The following is an 18,471-nucleotide window of genomic DNA, read 5'->3' as shown; positions in this document are numbered from 1 at the left end:
ATCATGTCGTGCCGCGCTTGAACCAGCGGAAGGTGAGAACGCACAGGACCAGGCCAGCGACGGCCCACACGCCGAGCACCATCGCGGTGCGGCCGTGCTCCCAGGTGCCACCCATCTCCAAGGAGGCCATCACATCGGGGAAGAAGACGGATCGCATGCCCTGCGCAATCCACTTGAGCGGGAAGACCGAGGCGATCTGCTGGAGCCATGACGGGATGTCGGTGAAGGCGAAGTAGACGCCGGAGATGAACTGCAGGATGAGCATCGGCGCGATGACGATGGCGCCGACCGAGCGCGCCGAGGCGAGCGAGCTGTAGGCCGTGCCGAGGACGGTGCCGGCGAAGGCTCCGAGCCCGAAGACCCACGCGAAGGTGAACCAGCGGCCAGCCGTGTCGGGCAGGTCCACCCCGAAGGCGAACTTGGCGACGGCGAGGAGCAGCACCTGCTGGGCGAGGGCGGTGACGACGACCAAACCGACCTTGCCGAGGAAGTAGGACACCGCCGGCATGGGAGTGCTGCGCAGTCGCTTGAGGGTGCCGTCGTCCCGCTCGGCGGTCACCGACATCGCCATCGTCTGGAACGACGTGAGCAGGATGCCTGCCGAGATCATGCCGGGCAGGAAGTACTCGGCGGCGCTCATCTGCGCGCCGCCGGACTCCATGTCGTCTCCGAAGATCACCGAGAAGAGGCCGAGCATGAGGATGGGGAAGAGGAACGAGAAGAAGACGGCTTCCTTCTCGCGCGAGTACATCTTGAGTTCGAGGACCGTGCGGTCGACTCCCAGGGCGAGGGCGTTCATGCCATGACCTCTTCTGTCTGAACAGCTTCGATGTGCGGTGCGATGAGTGAGAGATAGGTGTCCTCGAGCGAGGGACGACTGACGACGAGTTCGGGGACTTCGCCGCCGAGCCGCTCGGCGAGTCGCGTGACCTCGAGGGTCGGGGTGGCAGAGCGCAGGGTGCGTCGCTGGCCGTCCTCGGTCCACGACACCGTGGCCTCCTCGGAGGCACGGCCGCCGAGGTTGGCGGGGGTGTCGAGTGCGAGCAGCTTGCCGGCCGCGATGACACCGACGCGGTCAGCCAGCTGTTCGGCCTCGTCGAGGTAGTGGGTCGTGAGGAGGATCGTCGTGCCCTCGGAGGCCAGGCTGCGGATGAGCCCCCAGAAGTCGCGGCGTGCCTGCGGGTCGAAGCCGGTCGTCGGCTCATCAAGGAAGAGGAGCTCGGGTCGGCCGACGATCCCGAGACCGACGTCGAGGCGGCGGCGCTGTCCTCCGGAGAGTCCAGTGATGCGCACGTCGGCCTTCTCCTCGAGCCCGACAGAGGCGATGACGTCGTCGACGTCGCGTGGGTGGGCATACGCACGGCCCGTCGACCTGAGGATCTCGCGGGGCGTGAGGAGGTCAAGGCCGGAGGAGTTCTGCAGGACGATGCCGATTCGGTTGCGCCACAGGCGATCTGCCGACGCTGGATCCTGTCCGAGGACGCTCACCTCCCCGGCGTCGCGGGTACGGAACCCCTCGAGGATCTCCACCGTCGTGGTCTTGCCGGCACCGTTGGGGCCGAGGAGCGAGAAGACCTCGCCGGATTCGATGTCCAGGTCGAGCCCGTCAACGGCTCGCTTGTCGCCATAGCCCTTGACGAGCCCGCGGATGCTGATCGCTGTCATGGGTCCAGCATGGTGCGGTCAGGTGCCGCGCGGCACCGACCGCCGGGTGGACTCGGCATCCACCGACCGGTGGATGGCGCTGCGAACTCTGAGCGCGGCGGACGCCGCGATGAGCAGCCCGAGAGAACCACAGACGACGTATGCCGTCCGCGCACCCAGCTGCGTAGCAAGCACTCCCCCGATGGCGAGGGCCGCGATCGTCGTCGTTCTCGACAGACCGCTCACGAGGGCGATGACCTTGCCACGGTCACCCTCGGTGATCTCGTGCAGGAAGAGGGCAAAGATCAAGGCGTTGACGACGCCCAGGGCGAGACCGACGGCAAAGGCTGACACGGCATACACACCGAGGTTGGGAGCCAGCCCCTGCACGATCTGGACGATGGGCACCGCGGCGATGCCGATCAGAAGTCCGACGATGCGGCGGTCGCGAGTCCTCACCGCTGCGGCCGCGAACGAGCCGACCACGGCACCGACTCCGCCGCATGCCTCGGCGAGTCCGAACTGAGCGGGGCTCGCACCGAGTTCGCCCCGGACGAGGAAGACCTCAACGGCGTTGACCGCCTCGACGGTGAGGATGATCGGCACGACACCGAAGACCAGGGCCGCGATCACGGGGTTGGCACGAAGGGCCGCGAGTCCGTCACGTGGTAGGAACGATGTCGCGTGGCGGGCGGTTGGTCTGCGGGTGACGCGCAGGGCGACAGCGGCAGCGAGAAGTCCGGCGAAGCTCGCAGCATTGAGACCGAGGACCGCCTGACTCCCCCAGTGCTGGACCAACACCCCGGCGAGCGCGGCGCCCAGCGGTGACGCGACCGCCCGCAGTCCTTGCGACAGGGAGACGTAGGTGCCGGAGAGGTCCTCGCCGACGACAAGGGGCATCACGGCTGACCAGACCGGGTTGGCGAAGGCGAACCCGGTCTGCAGCACCAACACCGAGACACAGGTCCAGCCGAGCGAGGGCGCGACGACGAGGCCGAGGGCGCCCACGGCTTGCACCAGGGTCGCGACGACCAGGACTCGGCGGGGGTCGAGTGCGTCCGCGACCGAGCCCGCGACGCCCATCGTCAGCACGAGCGGCAGGGCGAAACAGATGAGGAGCACCATGACGGCGGACGGTCCATGACCTGTGTCATGGAGGTGCAGAAGCAGCGCGACCATGGCCATCACGTCGCCGACGACCGACGTGAGGCTCGCCCCGAGGACAAGGCGAGCCTGCGGCACACCCAGCACACCGGCATACTCGTGAAGTAGTTGCTTCATAACTATGAAGGTAACGCTTCACGAATTGATCCGTCAACACTAAAGTGGGGTCATGGCGAAGAAGCGACCCGACGAGCTGCGCATCACGGACCCCCGGGCCCTGCGTGCGCTGGCTCACCCGGCCCGGCAGCGACTCATCACCGAGTTGTTCTCGGGCGAAGTGCTCACCGCGACCGAGGCGGCATCTCTCGTGGACCTCACACCGTCGGCGACGAGCTATCACCTGCGCGCGCTGGAGAAGTGGGGCGTCGTCGAGCGCGACTCGTCGAGTGATGGGCGCGAGCGGCCCTGGCGATCGACGGCGACGACGATCTCGATCCTGCCGGAGGCCCACCGGGCTGCGGGTCGGGATCTGAGCCGGTCGTCACTGGCCAAATGGTTCGTGGGGTTGGATGCGGGGCTGGACCGGCTCGCGGAGTCCTTGGAGACCGGCGATGAGGTGGGCATGACCTCGCGAGGACGGCTGTGGGTCACCGACGCCGAGCTCGAGGTCCTCAAGGAGCAGTTGCACGCGGTGTTCCGAGCGCACCGTGGACGCACCCGTCGCGAGCACCCCGCCGACGCTCGGCCGTGGGACGTCTACGCGCTGGTCCTCCCTGCGGAGAAGTAGCGGGAACCGAACGGTGCGCGGACAGGTCCAAGTGTCATGAGAGTCGTCGCGTGGCGGACGTGGACCGTGATCGGCGTGGTCGCTGCCCTCCTCCTCGGGGGCGCGTACGCCGTGTGGTCGGCTCGCGATCGCGCGTCCGAGAACGATGCCGGCTGGCTCACCTCGCTTGACGGTGTGCAGGGGCAGTGGGTGTCTCACGTGGGCTTCGCCTCCAATGGGACGAAGCCGTGGACCACGCCGGTGCGACTCACCATCAAGGACGACGAACTGCGCCTGTATGCCGCCTGCAACCACCTGAGTGCCAAGGTCACCATCGAGGATCATCGCCTTTCGGCCGTCGACGGGATCGTCATGACCGAGATCGGCTGCCCCGAGGAACCGGCCGCCGTGGACGCTTGGCTGGCCGCCCTCATCGACGACCACGCCAGCGTGCAGCTCAAGGGTTCGACAGACGGGCCGATGCTCGCGTTCGACACCGACGCGGGGTGGATCGGCTTCATCCGCTGACGTGGCGCCGCGGGCCTGTCAGAGGCTTCTGATGGACTCCTGAGTGGGTGGTCAGCGGGTGGAGCAGGCGGCCGATGTCGGCGTGCCTGTACATGCTACGAAGTGATGAATTGTGCTGTGCTGCAGCTGAATTCGTGTGTGGATAACCGCTTGGGTGTCGGTGGACAGGTGTACGATGAGAGGCATGGAGGGGACACCATTCGCCGCAGGGCCTGAGGTTCAGGTCCGCTCCTTCTTGTCCTCTTTGGCCACGGTCGAGCCCGAGGGTTTGACCGAGGCGGAGCGGGTTGAGGTGGTCGCCGCGTTGGAGTGCCTCAAGGGTGCTGCGGCTGCGGCGCAGGCTCGCGTGACCGCTGCCTCAGTGGTGGACCGTGAAGCGTTGGGTGAGGACTCGCGCAGTGTCCGCGCCGACCTGGCGTTGGCTCGTCGGTGTTCTCCGACCTTGGCGGATCAGCACGTGGGTGTCGCGAAAGCGCTCGTCGGCGAGATGCCCGAAACTCTGGCCGCGTTGACCCGCGGTGAGCTCAGTGAGAAGCGGGCGGGGATCCTGGTCCGCGAGACCGCGTGCCTGTCGCGCGAGCACCGCGCCGAGGTCGACAAGCGGTTGGCCGCGACGATGACATCGCTGGGTGACAAGGCGTTGGCTGGGGCGGCCCGTCGTGTGGGTGCCCAGCTGGACGCCGAGTCGTTGGCCGAGCGGAACCGGCGGGCAGTCGCCTCACGCCGCATGAGTGTGCGTCCCGCACCCGACGGGATGGCGTGGATGTCGATCCTGGGACCGATGAAGGACATCATCGGAGCCCACGTCGCCCTGCTGGCCGAGGAAGGACGCCGCCACCAGATCGACCCCGACCTGCCCGCCGACCAGTGGGACGCCGCCGCCGCTGCCGCGAGGGCCGACACCCGCGGCAAGGGTGCCTGGCTCTCCGACCGCGCACTCGAACTGCTCTCCGGGCGGGCGAAGGGTCAGCCGCAACCCGTCGAGGTCAACCTCGTCATGACGGACACAGTCCTGCTCCCGGCAATGTTCGGCGGCAACGCGCCCGCGGACGACGTGGCGGTCATCCCCGGCTGGGGACCGATCCCCGGAGCCGAAGCTCGCGCCCACATCGCCGCCCTCCTCGACCACGCCACCGCAACCAACGACAAGACAACCGCCGCCGCGACCACTGGCGACGCTGGCGCGTTCGCGTGGCTGCGCCGCTTGTTCACCGACCCCACCGGGCGTGACCTCGTCGCTCTCGACTCCACGCGCCGCCGATTCCAAGGCGGCCTCCGCCGCTTCCTCGAGCTGCGTGACCCGACCTGCCGCGTCCCTTGGTGTGACGCCCCCGCCATCGAGGCCGACCACGTCCAACCCGTCCATGACGGCGGCGCCACGACCGGCGCCAACGCCGGCGGGCTCTGCAAACGCCACAACCTCGTCAAAGAAGAAGTCGGCTGGTACTTCACCGTGCGCTCGACCGGCCTCGACGGAACCGGACCGCACGACATACGCATCACGACCCCAACCGGACGGATCCACGACTCCACCGCACCACCGATCCTCGGCGAGGGCTGGATCGCGCCCGAAACCGTTCCTGACGACTGGGCGAACGACGTCCACCTCCAGGACCTCCCCCTGCCCGAAGATCCTTGGGGCGGATGGATTCCCGACCCGCCGGACGACTGGTGTCTCGAGCACGAGATGCAGGTCGCGTGAACGTCGGTCAGGCGAGGACGGACTCCTGGCGCAGGACGATGCGGGTCCATGACCCGAGGTAGAGCACGTGACCGGAAGCCAGCGGGTGACCGGCATCGATCGGGTCGTCGGGGATGTCGCCGATCATCGTGCTGACATAGGTGCCGTTGGCCGAGCCGAGGTCCTCGACGACCCAGCCGAGGTTGTGACGGGTGAGCTGGGCGTGGCGCCGACTCACGCCGGCGTCCCCTTCGCAGTCGATCTGCGGCACCACGGACTTGACCTCGCTGTGCCGACCGATGAGCACCTGGCTGCCCCGCAAGCTGACGACCGTCGGCGGTCCGGGGTCAGGCAAACGGTCGGGACTGCTCTGACACTCGTACCACTGCGGATCAACCCAGATCTCGGCCACCCATGGCGCAGCGGCGGTGTTGCGACTTCCCCCCAGAACGGACATGACCAGCTCAGACCCGAGGCGCTGGAGGTGCGGGCGGAACGTCGCCCGGGGTGGTCGGCGCGATCGGCTGGGTGCCATCCACCGGAGCCGCAGGCGTGGTCGCCGGGGACGACGGAGCAGGCGGGTTCGACGCGGAAGGCGACGGGCCGGCATACCCACTGGGCGGCGGGATCGTGGCGTCACGCTGACCGAAGTCGACCTTGGGGGCCTCGCGCTGCTCGCCGACGGCCTCGAAGTACTCGGCCGTCTTGATGCCGAAGATGCCGGCGATGAAGTTGGTGGGGACCGTCTCGACCTTGGTGTTGAGGTCACGCACGGTCGCGTTGTAGTAGCGCCGGGCCGAGGCGATCCGGTCCTCGGTGCTCGTGAGCTCCTGCTGGAGGGCGAGGAAGTTCTGGTTGGCCTTGAGGTCGGGGTAGGCCTCGGCGATCGCGAGGAGTCGACCGAGCGCCTGGCTGAGCATGTTCTCGCTCTCGGCCTGCTGGCCCGGCGACTGGTTCGGCGCCATCGCGGCCGAACGAGCCTTGATGACGTCCTCCAGGGTGCCGCGCTCGTGCGCCGCGTAGCCCTTGACCGTCTCGACGAGGTTGCCGATGAGGTCGTGACGCCGGGTGAGCTCGACATCGATCTGGCGCCAGGCCTCCTGCACGAGGTTGCGCAGCTTGATGAGGCCGTTGTACATCCCCACGACGATGCCGACGAGCAGCAGCAGGACGACGACGATGACGATGGTGGTGATCATGGGAACTCCCCTGTTGGTGGCGTCTCGCTCGCGATCCTAGAGCCTGGGTGCCGTGTGGCACTGGAGGCGCATTGGTCAGGCGAGGCCGAGGTCCGTCAGTCCGAACGCGTGGCGGTACTCGAGACCGGCGTCGGCGAACACTTCGGCGGCACCTGTGGCCCGGTCGGCAATCGTGGCGACACCGACGACGGTGGCGCCAGCCTCCTGCGCGGCCTTCGCAGCGTCGAGGGGGGAGGCACCCGTGGTGGAGGTGTCCTCCACGATGAGCACGCGGCGGCCCGTGATGGACGGACCCTCGATGCGCTGCTGGAGACCGTGGGCCTTGCCCTCCTTGCGGACGACGAAGGCGTCGAGGCGCTCGCCGGCAGCGGCGGCCGCGTGGAGCATCGAGGTGGCCACCGGGTCGGCGCCCAGCGTGAGTCCCCCGACGGCGTCGAAGTCGAGGTCGGCGACCATCTCGCGCATGACGCGGCCGACCAGCGGGCTGGCCTCACCCTCGAGCGTGATGCGGCGCAGGTCGACGTAATAGTCGGCCTCCTTGCCGGATGACAGAGTGACGCGGCCATGAACGATGGCCTTGTCCTTGATGATCTCGAGCAGGCGGGCGCGGTCGGCAGCGTTGTCAGTCACGGCCCCGAGGCTACCGACCCGACGCCACCCGGGCGAGGGCGGTGATCGCGGGCCAGTCCGCTGCGCGGACGAGGTCGGGTGGCGTGAGCCAGGAACCTCCCACGCAGGGCACGTTCCCCATCGACAGGTATGCCGGTGCGCTGGCTTGCGTGATTCCTCCCGTGGGGCAGACCCGGACATCACGAACCGGGGCCAGCAGCGCCTTGAGGAAGGCCGGTCCGCCGAGGGGTTCAGCGGGGAAGACCTTGATCTCAGTGAAGCCGGCGTCCCTGAGCTCGAGCACCTCACTCACCGAGCCCGCACCGGGCAGCACGGGGACGCCGACCTCTCCGAGGGCAGTGCGCAGGGTCTGGGACGTCCCGGGCGTGACGACGAACTGGGCTCCGGCGGCGAGAGCCGCCCCGAGCCCGGCAAGGTCCAGGACGCTGCCTGCGCCGACGAGGATCTCGGGCACCTGTTCACGAATGGCGCAGATGGCGTCGATTGCCCCATCCGTCCGCAGCGTCACTTCGATGATCAAGATCCCACCGGCGACCAGGGCCCGCGCGATCCCCACACCCGCCAGCACGGGGTCGCAGTCCGGTGGGAGCTGCACCACGGGGATGACGGGCGACACGTCCAGGGGCGAGGTGCTCATCCGGCATCGACCTGCGCCAAGGGGCGGCCAAGGACGGTCGAGATGGCCGAAGCCGTGGCGGCCACCATGGCCCCGAGCTCCTCGACCTCGGCGCCTGTGACGTCGAAGACCAAGGAGGAGATGGACACTCCCCCGATGGGCTCGCCCCGGTGGTTGACCACTGCGGCCCCGACACAGCGGGTGTGCGGCTCGTTCTCCTCGTCGTCCACGGCATACGCCCTCTGGCGCACCTTGCCGAGGTGACGCAACAGAACGTTGACGTCGGTCATGGTCCGCGGAGTGAGTGCCGGGAGGCCGGTCCGGTTGGCCAACTGACGCACGTCCGCGTCGGTCATCTGCGCGAGCACCGCCTTGCCAATTGCGGTGCAGTGCAATGGGAGCATCATCCCGATGCGGGACTTCATCGAATAGGCGCGGGTGCCCTCGTGCTTGTCGAGGTAGACGAGCTGGTCACCGTCGATCACGGCAAAGTGCACCGTGCGCCCGCTCGCCTCGCAGAGCTGGCGCAACTGCGGTCGGGCAAGACGGGCGAGGTCGTCGGTACCCGTCGACCGTGACGGCAGCGAGAGCAACCGAGCACCCATCGCGTAGGTCCGCCCCTCCTCCTCACGGGCCCAACCCACAGAGACGAGTTCCTGCAGGATGCGGTGCACGGTCGAGACCGGAAGCCCGGTGTGCCGCGCGATGTCGCTGAGTCGGCGCTCGTGAGCCAGGGCCTCGACGACGGCGATGGCCTTCTGCAGGGCGGAGAGCTGCGTCATCGCGCCATCCATCCGCCGTCGACCGTCAGCACATGACCGTGGACGTAGGCCGCGGCCGGGCTCACGAGATAGACCACGGCGGGGGCGATGTCGTCCGGAGTCGCCCACCGCCCCGCCGGGATGCGCGCCGAGATCGACTCTCGCCGCTCCTCGTCGGCGCGCAACGCCTCGGTGTTGTTGGTCTCGACGTAGCCCGGAGCCACCGCGTTGACCCGCACACCCGAGGCCGCCCATTCGTTCGCGAACGCCTTGGTGAGGCCGGCGACGGCGTGCTTCGTCGCGGCATACCCCGGGACGTTCACTCCGCCCTGGAAGGCGAGGAGGGAGGCAATGGTGACCACGGCGCCGTCACCTCGCGCGACCATGGCGGCGCCGAGGGTCTGGGTGAGGATCCACACCGAGTCGAGGTTGACGACGCGCACGAGGTCCCAGTCCTCCAGGGACATCTGTGCGGCCGGCGTGCGCCGGATGGTGCCGGCGTTGTTGACGAGGATGTCGACCTGGTGATCGGTGGCGACGCCAGTGGCCAGCGCTTGCACAGCCTCCCGGTCAGAGAAGTCGGCGGCGACACCAAAAGCCCTGCGCCCCAACGCTTCCACCTCAGCCGCGACCTCGTCACAGTCACCTTCGGAGCGACCCCACAGCACGACGTCGGCTCCCGCAGAGGCCAGCGCGAGGGCGCAGGCGCGACCGATCCCGGTGCGGGCTCCCGTGACAAGAGCTGTCCGCCCAGCCAAGCCGAACTGTTGCTCGAGCCAGGAGTTCTCGCTCATCGGAGGTCCGTCGTGGCCACCGCGTCCATGTCGTCGTAGGCGAGGTTCTCCCCGGCCGTCGACCAGACGAACTTGTAGGACGAGGTGCCGGCCCCGAAGTGCACCGACCACGGCGGCGAGATGATCGCCTGGCGGTCGGCGACGACCATGCTCTTGGTCTGCCCCGGCTGGCCGGCGATGTGGATGACGCGCTCACCCTCGGGGAGGCCGAAGTAGAGGTAGCACTCGGTACGGCGGTCGTGGGTGTGGCAGGGCATCGTGTTCCAGACGTTGCCCGGCTCGATCGTCGTGATGCCCAGTGCCAGCTCGCAGGAGGCGACTCCCTGGTCGTGGACGTACTTGCGCAGGGTGCGTCGACTGGCCTTCTCCTCGTCACCGATCTCGACCGACTGGGAGTCGGCCCTGCGGATCAGGGTGGTCGGGTGCGCAAGGTGCGCCGGAGCACTCACGAGATAGAAGGCCGCGTCCCCGGAAAGCGTGACCTGCCCACTGCCAGAACCGATGTAGACAATGTCCTCGGTCTCCACGGCATACGCCTCACCGCCGTCAACGGCCACGGAACCCGAGCCGTGGAGGCAGACGACACCGAGCTCGCGGCGATCGGTGAGCGTTCCCTTGGAACGGATCTCGGGAGGGGCCTCGAGAGCCAGTGAGCCACCGTCGGGGAGCGCGCCACCGAGAAGGATGCGGTCGCTCTGACTGAGCATCCACCGGACCTCGCCGTCCACGAAAAGCCCTTCCACGAGGAAGCGCTCACGCATCTCGTCGGGAGTGAGGCGGACGAACTCCGCGGGGTGGGTGGCGATGCGGACGTCGGTCATGGCTCTCCTGAGTTCGAGGATTCTTCCCGTCCAGCGGAAATGACTTCCCTTGACGCTGAATATGGAACCACTATGCACCAACGGCAACGTCGCCGCCAGAGCCCTCCGGCGGACGGCCCGCGCACAGCACAGGAGAATCCCGATGCGTTCGACCCTCATCACCGGCCTGGCGGCAGTGAGCATCGCCGCCCTCACGGCCTGCTCCCCCGGCACCACCGAGTCCCCCGACGCAGCGGCGCCCAAGGCGTCCGGATCCGTCGACCTCAGCTCGTTCAAGGGCAAGACGATCACCTACCTCTACTTCACCGACGGCCCCGACGAGGCCGCGACCAGAGGCCTGCTCAAGGAGTTCGAGACCAAGACCGGCGGCAAGGTGGACCTGCAGATCGTCCCGTTCGCCGACCTCCAGCAGTCGTTGCAGGCCCGCCTGTCGGGCGGCAACGCTCCCGACGTCGCCCGCCTCGCCGACCTCGCACCCTTCCGCGATGACCTCATGGACCTCTCCGGAGTCGTCGGCAAGGACTACACCAACGAGTTCCTCGCCGGACCGGCCGCAGCGGTCAAGGACGGCGACAAGATCATCGCGGTCCCCAACGACCTCACGATGAACGGGCCGTTCGTCAACGTCGACCTCTTCAAGAAGGCTGGCGTGGCCATCCCCACCAAGTGGACCTGGGACGAGATGGTCGCCGACGCCAAGAAGGTCCAGGCCGCGAACAAGACCGAGGCCGGCATCGCCATCGACAAGTCCGGCCACCGGCTCTCGACGATCCTCAGCCAGTTCGGCACGACGATGGTCGGCAAGGACATGACCAACACCCTCGACGTGACCAAGGCGACCAAGGCCATCGACAGCCTGCTCACGCTGATCAAGGACGGCACGATCCCCAAGGACTTCTGGATCGAGTCCGGCAGCAAGTACAAGGGCGCCAACGAGATCTTCCTCGCGCAGCAGGCCCCGATCTACATCTCCGGCAACTGGCAGGTCGGACAGTTCGCGAAGTCGGCGAAGTTCGCCTGGCAGGCCGTGCCCAACGCCTGCTCCGAGCGCTGCGGGGGCTTCCCCGGCGGCAAGTACACCGTGGGCCTGAGCCAGTCCAAGGAACCGCAGATGGCGGCCGCCCTCGTCCAGTTCCTCAACTCCAAGGAGTCGCAGGCCAGGATGGACGCCGAGTCCATGTGGCTGCCGACCCGCAACGACCTCAGCGAGTCCAAGGGCGTCACCTACCCGAGTCACCAGGCCGACATGGAGGTGTTCGCCGCAGACGTGGCGGAGACGCCGGCTGACACGTACGACGCCGTGGCCTCGCCCGCCTTCGGACCCTCCGCCACCGTGTTCGTCGAAGAGTTCGCCAAGGCCGTGGCCGGCCAGCAGGACGCCGCCACCACCGCCAAGAACCTGAAGGCGGGGATCGACAAGGTCATCGCCGACAGCAAGTGAGCGCGACCACCGTCGCGGGCGCCCCGAAGACCGGGCGCCCGTCGGCGGACGGGCCGTCGGGCAAGCCCTCCCGCCTACGGTCAAGGTCTCGCTGGGCGCCCTACCTGTTCGTCGCGCCCAACATGATCGTCTTCGCCATCTTCACCATCTGGCCGGCGATCAACGGCTTCAACATCTCCTTCTTCGACAGCCGCAACGGGCGCACCTTCAAGCCCGTCGGCACCGGGAACTACAAGCAGATCCTCGGCGACGACGAGTTCTGGGGCGTGGTCCGGCACACCGCGATCTTCGTCATCGCGTTCGTCGTCGTGACCATGGTGCTGTCCACCGCTCTGGCCCTCATGCTCAACGCCCAGCAACGCGGTCGCGGAGTCCTGCGAGCGGCATACTTCCTGCCTGTCCTGCTTTCGCCAGTCGTTGTCGGCCTCATCTGGGGCTGGGCGCTCGAGCGCCGGGTCGGGCTCGTCAACACCATCACCGAGGCGATCGGACTCGGACAGCCCGGCTGGCTCATCGACCCCACCCTCGCGATGACCTGCACCGTGCTTGTCGGCGTCTGGACCCACCTCGGCTTCTACGGCCTGATCCTGTTGTCCGGGCTGCAGGGCATCGACGGCAACGTCTACGAAGCTGCCCGACTCGACGGGGCCGACACCTGGCAGACGATCCGCCTCATCACCCTGCCGATGCTGCGCCCCACGATGCTCGTCGTCCTCATCCTGTCGACGATCGCCGGGTTCCAGGCCTTCGACTTCATCTACACGCTGACCGGCGGCGGCCCCACGGGGTCGACGACGCTCATCGTCCAGTACATCTACGAGCAGGCCTTCGAGTCGCCGATCCGCTATGGGTTGGCCAGCGCGGCCGGGGTCATCCTCTTCATCACGATCTTCGGGATCACCCTGCTCAACTACCTGCTCGGCCGACGTCAGGAGGCGGTGTGAGCACCGCGACCGCAACACGCCCCACCACCGCTGTGCGCAGCGCCCCCAGCACGGGCACGATCATCCGCACGACGCTCCTCATCGCGGGCGCGATCATCATGCTCATCCCCGTCGTGTGGGCCGTGTTGTCGTCCTTCAAGGACACATCCGAGCTGGCTCAGCGCCCACCGACGATCATTCCCAAGGACCCGACGTTCTCGAACTACACCGAAGCCCTCACGAGCTTCAACTTCTTCACGTACTTCAAGAACAGCGTCATCGTCACGGTCTCTGCGACAGCGTTGACCCTGCTCATCAACTCGATGGCGGCGTTCGCGCTCTCGAAGTACAACTTCCGGGGACGCAACGCCCTCTTCCTGCTCACGCTCGCAACGATCATGATCCCGCTCCAGGTCATCCTGCTGCCGGTCTACCAGGTCGTCGCCAACCTCGGTCTGGTCAACAGCCTCTGGGGTCTCATCATCCCGCCGGCCGCGACCCCGACCGGGGTCTTCCTGCTGCGGCAGTACATGTTGACGATCCCCGACGACCTCATGGAGGCCGCCCGGATCGACGGCGCGTCGGAGTGGCGGATCTTCTGGCGGATCATGATGCCGCTGTGTCGCCCGGCCCTGGCAGTCGTCGCGATCTTCTCGATCATCTGGCGGTGGAACGACTTCCTCTGGCCGCTCATCATCGCCCAGGACGAGAGCGTCTACACCCTGCCCGTGGCGCTCGCCCGCTTCAACGGTCAACAGGTCGTGCCCTTCAACCTCGTGCTCGCGATGTCGGTGCTGACGATCCTTCCCGTCGTCATCATCTTCCTCGTGCTCCAGCGCCACATCCTCACCGGAATCGCCCAGACGGGCCTGAAATGAACGGACTCACGTGAGCCGCACCGTCCACCGCCTCGGTCCTGACGGGGCGATCCTCGACTGGCTCGTCGGTCCCGTCTGGGAGGCACCCTGCACCGCTCTCGACCAGGTCGTGTCACCCGACGGTTCGCCGTGGGACGACGACGACCGGCTCGGTCGGTGGAGACTCACCAACGGGCCGGACGTCGCTGTCGTCAAGGACGCCCTGTATGCCGTCCGCTCCCCTGCCGTGCCACCCTCGCCTCCGTCGTTGGACGACGCGGAGGGCACACAGTTCCAGTGGATGGGTGAACGCGGGCTCTGGGAACGACACCACACGGCATACGACGGAGTCATCGAGCGGAGCACCTTCTGCTACACCCCGACCGAGCGCGCCTTCGTGGCGGCGACGCGGCTCGAAGTGGACCAGCCCGAGGTGCGGCGGCTGGTGGTGCGCAGCACTGGACCCCTGCGGGTCTGGCTTCGCGGTGAGCTCGTGCTCGACCACGCGGAGTTCGGCTACATGCAGCCGTGGACCCAGGTCATCGAGACCCTGCTGCCCTCGGGCACGAGCGACCTCGTCGTCGAGTCCTGGAATGTCGCCCTGCGTGAGCTCCGCCAGACGGTTTCGGTCAGGGTGGATGGCCTGCCCGTGCGAGTCGTCATCCCGTCCGCCGGTGCGGACGAGCACCGCGACAGCGTGGGTGAGGGACTCCTTGACGGCGTGGCCGTGCAGCAGTGGGAGACGACCGACGGTGTTGCCACCCTGCACGGCCCGCCCGGCCTGCGGGTGCGCGTGGATGTCGGCGGACAGACCGTCCCTCCCGTCACCTTCGACGAAAACGGCTCTGCTGACGTGCTGCTCGTCGCGGCCGATGCAGACAGTTCGCAGGCCTCGATGCTCGGCACGGGTGAAGTGACGCTCACCGTCCGGATGGACGACGACGTATGCCGCTCGCGTCGGGACCTGCTCGTCGGTCACCTTCCGTGGACGCAGCGACACTCACCCGAGGGCGAGCCGGAGGTGTGGCGCACGGAGCTGCTCGAGCACGTGCGGGGACGCAGTGGCTCGGCGCGCGCTCTCGCTCGTCACGCGCTCGCCAGCGACACCGGCGAGATGGCCGTGCTGCCGGAGGACCTGACGGCCGCGCTCGGCTTCATCACGAGTCGGTCCGACTGCGCCGACTTCGAGGCCGTCGGGCTCATGCTCCTGTGGCACCGCGTGCCGGAGGCGCAGTGGGACCCGGGTGCGCGCGCTTCGGTGCGCGAAGCCCTCCTCGACTTCAAGTACTGGATCGACCAGCCCGGCGATGACGCCATGTGCTATTTCACCGAGAACCACCAGATGGTCTGGCACACGGCCGAAACCCTTGTGGGAGAGGCGTTCTCGGACGAGAAGTTCGCCAACACCGGCTGGACCGGAGCCGAGCATGCCGATCACGGGCGCGAGCTGGCGCGGGCCTGGGTCAACCGCAAGCTCACCTCGGGGTTCAGCGAGTTCGACTCCAACGCCTACCTCGCGATCGACGCTCTCGCGCTCGTGGCGCTCGTCGACCATGCCGCCGACGAGGACCTTCGGCGCCGGGCCGAGGCCCTGCTCGACAAGATCCTGCTCACCCTGGCCTGCAACTCCTGGCGTGGCACGCACGGGTCGGCCCACGGCCGGAGCTACACCCCAACGCTCCGGGCATCATGCCTGGAGGAGACGGCCTCGATCATGTGGCTCTACTGGGGCATGGGGGCGCTCAACGAGGCGACCCTGCCAGCCACGGCACTGGCGACGAGCACGGCATACGTTCTGCCGCAGGCGATCCGCGCGATCGCCTCGGATCCTGACCACGAGTGGACGGGAACCCAGCACTACCGCGGCGAGTACGCGATGGAGCGCGACCTGCTCACGCGCAGCTATGCCTCGACGGTCGAGGTACGTCGCGGCCCCGGCGGGATGGTGTCATCCGTGCAGGACTACCGCGTGGGTCTGCCCGGCCTGCAGGAGCACATCTGGGGCATCACGCTGCCCGGATCACTGCAGGTGTGGGCGACGAATCCGGCTGCGGCCAACCATGGTTCGCACACGCGCCCCAGCGGCTGGGTGGGCCACCGAGTCCTCCCACGTGTGCGCCAGCACGACCGGACGGTCATCGCGCTCCATCGTGGCGACGCCCTCGCCGAGCAGGTGCACCTCTGGTTCCCGGCGGCTCGCTTCGACGAATGGCAGACATCCGGCGACTGGCTCGTCGGACGCAGGGCCAACGGACTCGTTGCAGTCGCCGGACCCGGAGGTTTCGACCCCACCACGACCGGCGATGAGGCCTGGCAGAGCTGGCGACCGCGCGGCGCACCACTGCTCGTCGCCGTCCACGCCCACACGGGTGAGTTCGCTGGGCTCGCCGAGTTCGTGGCGGCCCTGCCCGGGCTCGACTGGCGGGAGGCGGACAGTGGCGTGCGGGTCATCGCCAGGCATGGTCCTGCTCTCGAACTCGCCTGGACCGGACCGTTCCTCATCGATGGCCAGCCAGCCGACGTCGAGGCCGGAACGCCCGCCACGGCGCCACACCTCGACAACCCAGCCACGACCGTTGCGTCCGCGACCGATCCGGTTCGCGTGGCCTGGGCCGGGCAGCACCTCGAGATCGACCCCGTGGCCGGACGGCGCCTGACTCCTCCGAGCGGTGTCTCCCATGGCGGCTGAGGACACCGACAACGCCCGGCTCGCCGTGCCGCCCCGCCCTGGCTGGACGGTCGAGGCGACGACAGCACTCAACCTCCACCGCGTGACCCACGAGGTCGCGGCCGCCACCTGGCGACTCGGCCTGCGCCGCTGGTTCTGGGGCGAGGGTGTGTGCCTCCTCGGCCTCGTCCGTGCCGCCGAGGCGTTCGATGAGCCCGTGCCCCAGGCCGTGCTCGACTGGTACGACTCCCACCTCGCCGACCCCTCGGTCGACCCCACCGCCCTCCTCGACCACGTCAACGAGGTCGCCCCGGGCACAGCGGCAGTCCACCTGGTCACGCACGGCGCGCGGACGGCATACCTGCCGGCCCTGGACCGCCTCGAGAAGTGGACCCGCCGACCTGAGGTGACCCGCGACGTCACCGGCGCGATCGAGCACTGGCCGGGCGGGGTGTGGGCCGACACGATGGTCATGGTCGGGGCGTTCCTCCTGCGGCTTGGCGAGCAGCGACGCGATCGGACGCTCGTCGCCGAGGGCGTGGCCCAGGTGCTGGCCCACGCCGAGGTGCTGCAGGCCGACAACGGGCTCTTCGTCCACGGCTCGCACCATGGCGAGGCGATCCCTTGCCACTGGGGACGCGCCAATGCGTGGGCAGCGCTCGCCCTCGTCGAGGCGCTCGAGATCGACCGAGACCTGGTCGACCCCGATTCGCGGGACGAGCTGCGACGCCGACTCGACCTGCAGCTCTCCGCCCTCGTGGCCACCCAACCCGACCACGGGATCTGGGACGTCCTCGTCGACGGCCACCCCGAGACCGCAGGGATCATCGAGTCCTCGGCGGCCGCCGGGATCGCCGCCGCGATGCTCCGCTCGGTGCCGCTGTTGGGCACGGACCGGTATGCCGCGTCCGGCTGGCTCGCCCTGCGCGGAGTCCTCGGCCAGGTCGACGATGGAGTGCTCACCCGCGTCAGCGCCGGGACCGTGCTGCAACTGATTCCGTTCGGCTACAGCGTGATTCGCGACGACCGGCCTCAGCCGTGGGGGCAGGGTCTGCTCCTGCTCGCCCTCGCCGCAGCCGGTGACGCACTCAGCCGCGGAGAGTTCGTGCGATGACAGCCCCCACGATCCTGTGCTGTGGTGAGCCCCTCGTCGTGCTGACGCCCCACGTTGGCCAGGACCTCGTCACGGCTCACGAACTGTCGATCGGCGTGGCCGGCGCCGAGCTCAACGTCGCGCTCCACCTGGCCCGGCTCGGTTTGGACGTGCGCTTTGCCGGAGCCGTCGGAGCCGACCCGTTCGGGGAGCGCATCCGCAGTGCCTGTGTCGCTGAGGGGGTCGACGACCGCGCGCTGCACGAGGTGGGCGATCGGCCGACGGGCATCTACTTCAAGCAGAGGGCAGGTGAGGCAGGCGATGGCAGCAGCGTCCACTACTACCGCGAGGGTTCAGCCGCTGCCGGCCCCTGGCCGCTCACGACCGAGGACCTCGCATCGGTCCGGCACGTCCACGTCAGCGGTGTGGCGGCGGCCGTGTCGGACGAGTTCATCGAGCGTCTCGAGGCCCTGAGCGTTCCCGGGCGCACCTGGACGGTGTCCTTCGACCTCAACCACCGACCGGCGCTGTGGCCTGACGGAACAGCGGCCGAGGTGCTCCTGCGGATCGCGCGGCGCTGCGACATCGTGCTCATCGGGCTGGACGAGGCCACCGAGGTGTGGGGAGCGCAGACGCCTGACGCGATCCGCAAACTCCTGCCCGAAGTGGGAGAGATCGTCGTCAAGGACGGTGCCCAACCGGCGTCCGTCTGGGTTGACGGGGCGTGGACGACGAGCGAGCCCGTCCCGGTGGTCGTCGTGGAGCTGGTCGGTGCCGGTGATGCCTTCGCCGCGGCCTACCTTGCGTCCCGACTGACCGGGCACGGCCCGGGAGCGTCCATGCAGGCCGGCCATGTCCTCGCCGCCCACGTCATCTCGGAGACAGGCGACCAGGGCTCAGCCGACGCCGAGGCCTACGCCCAGATCCGCGACATCCTCGGCTGAG

19 protein-coding genes are annotated in these 18,471 nt (G+C 68.5%); 9 read left to right on the top strand and 10 right to left on the bottom strand.

Annotated features, from left to right (window positions below):
• Window position 1: 1 nt before the first annotated feature.
• The 3 genes from ACFQRE_RS04705 to ACFQRE_RS04695 are packed head-to-tail and all read right to left on the bottom strand — an operon-like array spanning window position 2 to window position 2,925.
• Entirely contained in the window at window positions 2-799 is a 798-nt protein-coding gene (locus ACFQRE_RS04705; RefSeq protein WP_380119457.1) for an ABC transporter permease, read from the bottom strand.
• Window positions 796-1,665, bottom strand: a complete 870-nt coding sequence (locus ACFQRE_RS04700; RefSeq protein WP_380119455.1) for an ABC transporter ATP-binding protein — start codon at window positions 1,663-1,665, stop codon at window positions 796-798. The genes ACFQRE_RS04705 and ACFQRE_RS04700 overlap by 4 nt, the downstream gene beginning before the upstream one ends.
• A gap of 18 nt (window positions 1,666-1,683) precedes the next feature.
• On the bottom strand, window positions 1,684-2,925 hold the full coding sequence (locus ACFQRE_RS04695) for an MFS transporter (RefSeq protein WP_380119453.1): 1,242 nt from the start codon (window positions 2,923-2,925) through the stop codon (window positions 1,684-1,686).
• Between the two features lie 52 nt (window positions 2,926-2,977).
• Here ACFQRE_RS04695 and ACFQRE_RS04690 point away from each other — a divergent pair, with 52 nt between their 5' ends.
• The 3 genes from ACFQRE_RS04690 (at window position 2,978) to ACFQRE_RS04680 (ending at window position 5,744) form a co-directional block, all read left to right on the top strand.
• Window positions 2,978-3,535: an ArsR/SmtB family transcription factor gene (locus ACFQRE_RS04690; protein ID WP_380119451.1), complete on the top strand. Its 558-nt coding sequence runs from the start codon at window positions 2,978-2,980 to the stop codon at window positions 3,533-3,535.
• Window positions 3,536-3,571: 36 nt separating this feature from the next.
• Window positions 3,572-4,042, top strand: a complete 471-nt coding sequence (locus ACFQRE_RS04685) for an META domain-containing protein (protein ID WP_380119449.1) — start codon at window positions 3,572-3,574, stop codon at window positions 4,040-4,042.
• A 184-nt stretch (window positions 4,043-4,226) separates the two neighbouring features.
• Window positions 4,227-5,744 (top strand): HNH endonuclease signature motif containing protein, encoded by a 1,518-nt coding sequence (locus tag ACFQRE_RS04680; RefSeq protein ID WP_380119447.1) that lies wholly within the window; start codon window positions 4,227-4,229, stop codon window positions 5,742-5,744.
• 7 nt (window positions 5,745-5,751) lie between these two features.
• Here ACFQRE_RS04680 and ACFQRE_RS04675 read toward each other — a convergent pair whose 3' ends face one another.
• The 7 genes from ACFQRE_RS04675 to kduI form a co-directional block, all read right to left on the bottom strand.
• A complete protein-coding gene (locus ACFQRE_RS04675; RefSeq protein WP_380119445.1) occupies window positions 5,752-6,045 on the bottom strand; it encodes an FHA domain-containing protein in 294 nt (97 codons plus the stop codon).
• Window positions 6,046-6,187: 142 nt separating this feature from the next.
• Window positions 6,188-6,922 carry a LemA family protein gene (locus tag ACFQRE_RS04670; protein WP_380119443.1) on the bottom strand — a complete coding sequence of 245 codons (735 nt, stop codon included), beginning with the start codon at window positions 6,920-6,922 and terminating at the stop codon, window positions 6,188-6,190.
• A gap of 75 nt (window positions 6,923-6,997) precedes the next feature.
• Window positions 6,998-7,552, bottom strand: coding sequence for an orotate phosphoribosyltransferase (pyrE, locus tag ACFQRE_RS04665; RefSeq protein WP_380119441.1), 555 nt, complete (start codon window positions 7,550-7,552; stop codon window positions 6,998-7,000).
• 10 nt (window positions 7,553-7,562) lie between these two features.
• The gene (gene eda, locus ACFQRE_RS04660) at window positions 7,563-8,189 is read right to left on the bottom strand and encodes a bifunctional 4-hydroxy-2-oxoglutarate aldolase/2-dehydro-3-deoxy-phosphogluconate aldolase (protein WP_380119439.1); all 627 of its coding nucleotides are present in this window, start codon (window positions 8,187-8,189) and stop codon (window positions 7,563-7,565) included.
• Window positions 8,186-8,950 carry an IclR family transcriptional regulator gene (locus ACFQRE_RS04655; RefSeq protein WP_380119437.1) on the bottom strand — a complete coding sequence of 255 codons (765 nt, stop codon included), beginning with the start codon at window positions 8,948-8,950 and terminating at the stop codon, window positions 8,186-8,188. Before ACFQRE_RS04655 ends, eda begins: the two co-directional genes overlap by 4 nt.
• The gene (locus ACFQRE_RS04650) at window positions 8,947-9,723 is read right to left on the bottom strand and encodes an SDR family oxidoreductase (protein WP_380119435.1); all 777 of its coding nucleotides are present in this window, start codon (window positions 9,721-9,723) and stop codon (window positions 8,947-8,949) included. The genes ACFQRE_RS04655 and ACFQRE_RS04650 overlap by 4 nt, the downstream gene beginning before the upstream one ends.
• Entirely contained in the window at window positions 9,720-10,544 is an 825-nt protein-coding gene (kduI, locus tag ACFQRE_RS04645; protein WP_380119433.1) for a 5-dehydro-4-deoxy-D-glucuronate isomerase, read from the bottom strand. Before kduI ends, ACFQRE_RS04650 begins: the two co-directional genes overlap by 4 nt.
• Window positions 10,545-10,686: 142 nt before the next feature.
• Between kduI and ACFQRE_RS04640 the strand changes: the two genes are divergently transcribed.
• The 6 genes from ACFQRE_RS04640 to ACFQRE_RS04615 are packed head-to-tail and all read left to right on the top strand — an operon-like array spanning window position 10,687 to window position 18,470.
• Window positions 10,687-11,985, top strand: a complete 1,299-nt coding sequence (locus tag ACFQRE_RS04640; protein ID WP_380119431.1) for an ABC transporter substrate-binding protein — start codon at window positions 10,687-10,689, stop codon at window positions 11,983-11,985.
• A complete protein-coding gene (locus ACFQRE_RS04635; protein ID WP_380119429.1) occupies window positions 11,982-12,929 on the top strand; it encodes a carbohydrate ABC transporter permease in 948 nt (315 codons plus the stop codon). Before ACFQRE_RS04640 ends, ACFQRE_RS04635 begins: the two co-directional genes overlap by 4 nt.
• The gene (locus tag ACFQRE_RS04630; protein WP_380119427.1) at window positions 12,926-13,786 is read left to right on the top strand and encodes a carbohydrate ABC transporter permease; all 861 of its coding nucleotides are present in this window, start codon (window positions 12,926-12,928) and stop codon (window positions 13,784-13,786) included. The genes ACFQRE_RS04635 and ACFQRE_RS04630 overlap by 4 nt, the downstream gene beginning before the upstream one ends.
• Window positions 13,787-13,796: 10 nt before the next feature.
• Window positions 13,797-16,454 carry a hypothetical protein gene (locus ACFQRE_RS04625; protein ID WP_380119425.1) on the top strand — a complete coding sequence of 886 codons (2,658 nt, stop codon included), beginning with the start codon at window positions 13,797-13,799 and terminating at the stop codon, window positions 16,452-16,454.
• A complete protein-coding gene (locus ACFQRE_RS04620; RefSeq protein WP_380119423.1) occupies window positions 16,444-17,547 on the top strand; it encodes a glycoside hydrolase family 88 protein in 1,104 nt (367 codons plus the stop codon). The genes ACFQRE_RS04625 and ACFQRE_RS04620 overlap by 11 nt, the downstream gene beginning before the upstream one ends.
• Window positions 17,544-18,470, top strand: coding sequence for a sugar kinase (locus ACFQRE_RS04615; RefSeq protein WP_380119421.1), 927 nt, complete (start codon window positions 17,544-17,546; stop codon window positions 18,468-18,470). Before ACFQRE_RS04620 ends, ACFQRE_RS04615 begins: the two co-directional genes overlap by 4 nt.
• Window position 18,471 lies beyond the last annotated feature (1 nt).

The sequence above is a fragment of the Knoellia pratensis genome (genome assembly GCF_042666395.1).
GTDB classification, from domain to species: Bacteria; Actinomycetota; Actinomycetes; order Actinomycetales; family Dermatophilaceae; genus Knoellia; species Knoellia pratensis.
The sequence above is the reverse complement of the archived record's forward strand: the minus strand, read 5'-3'. Positions and strand labels throughout refer to the sequence as shown.